The sequence below is a fragment of the Stenotrophomonas sp. GbtcB23 genome, assembly GCF_019091045.1.
Taxonomy (GTDB): Bacteria; Pseudomonadota; Gammaproteobacteria; order Xanthomonadales; family Xanthomonadaceae; genus Stenotrophomonas; species Stenotrophomonas rhizophila_A.
The window spans coordinates 1-250 of sequence record NZ_JAGXKC010000545.1 but is presented as its reverse complement, the minus strand read 5'-3'; the positions used below and the strand labels follow the sequence as shown (position 1 = coordinate 250).

Here is a 250-nt window from a genome sequence, read left to right as displayed (position 1 = left end):
GACCACGCCGCCGGCCTGATGAAATCAGCGCGAGGGAAAACGGCCTTCGCCCTGTTGGACGGGGAGGCCGGCATATTCGCGTAATTTCGCAGCCCCGGTCGGGTTGACGCCTGCCGCAGCCGGCATCGGCAGTCTTGGCGGCGGTTCATGCTCTGCCATTCTGCCGGTGGAGCTGACCGGAATGCTCATCACGGCATCCTCGATTCAAGCTCGATTGTTTCTCCGTCCACCACGAAGGAGCCGGATCCCT

1 protein-coding gene is annotated in these 250 nt (G+C 63.2%); it reads right to left on the bottom strand.

Annotated features, from left to right (window positions below):
- Positions 1 to 24: 24 nt before the first annotated feature.
- Positions 25 to 189: a hypothetical protein gene (locus KVS69_RS20060; protein WP_217539980.1), complete on the bottom strand. Its 165-nt coding sequence runs from the start codon at positions 187 to 189 to the stop codon at positions 25 to 27.
- Positions 190 to 250 lie beyond the last annotated feature (61 nt).

What these genes read in the sequence shown, in the direction of transcription:
- KVS69_RS20060 (WP_217539980.1), bottom strand. Translation starts at nt 189, where the DNA reads ATGAGCATTCCGGTCAGCTCCACCGGCAGAATGGCAGAGCATGAACCG.